The 558-nt window shown below is 55.2% G+C and carries 1 protein-coding gene; it reads left to right on the top strand.

The features are described from left to right. Positions 1–158: 158 nt before the first annotated feature. Positions 159–558 (top strand): BRO family protein (locus ACOCD2_RS25505; RefSeq protein ID WP_293681729.1); only part of this gene is annotated, 400 nt, incomplete at its 3' end.

Raw genomic sequence — 558 nt, 5'->3', positions numbered from 1 at the left:
TGACCGAATTGCTCCACCCCCTGGGGCTGGGCTGGAAGGTGCGGGCCCAAAAAGAGCTGGAACTGATGGACGACCTCACAACCCTGCTGCGCAAGCAGGCCGAAGGCCAGGAAATTTCAGGACTGGAAGTGTATGAGCAATGAACAGGGATACAAACCATGCAACATGAAATCATCCAGATGACCGACAACTTCGAGGCACACGCTCAAGAGACAGAAAACGCTGTCGAATACTGGCTGGCGCGAGACCTCCAGCATTTGCTGGGCTATGCGGAGTGGCGAAATTTCCTGAATATCATCAACAAGGCAAAGACCGCCTGCGAGATATCCGGCCATGATATTTCAGACCATTTTGTTGACGTCACCAAAATGGTTGAACTCGGCTCCGGCAGCCAGCGCGAGATCCCCGATATCATGCTCACCCGCTACGCCTGTTACCTGGTAGCCCAGAACGGCAACCCGGCCAAGCCAGCCATCGCCTTTGCCCAAACCTACTTCGCCATGCAGACCCGCAAGGCGGAGTTGATCGAGCAGCGCATACTGGAAAACGAGCGGGTAT

The sequence above is a fragment of the Thiolapillus sp. genome (assembly GCF_048562965.1).
Classification (GTDB): Bacteria; Pseudomonadota; Gammaproteobacteria; order Chromatiales; family Chromatiaceae; genus Thiolapillus; species Thiolapillus brandeum_A.
This window is presented reverse-complemented; position numbering and strand designations above follow the sequence as displayed.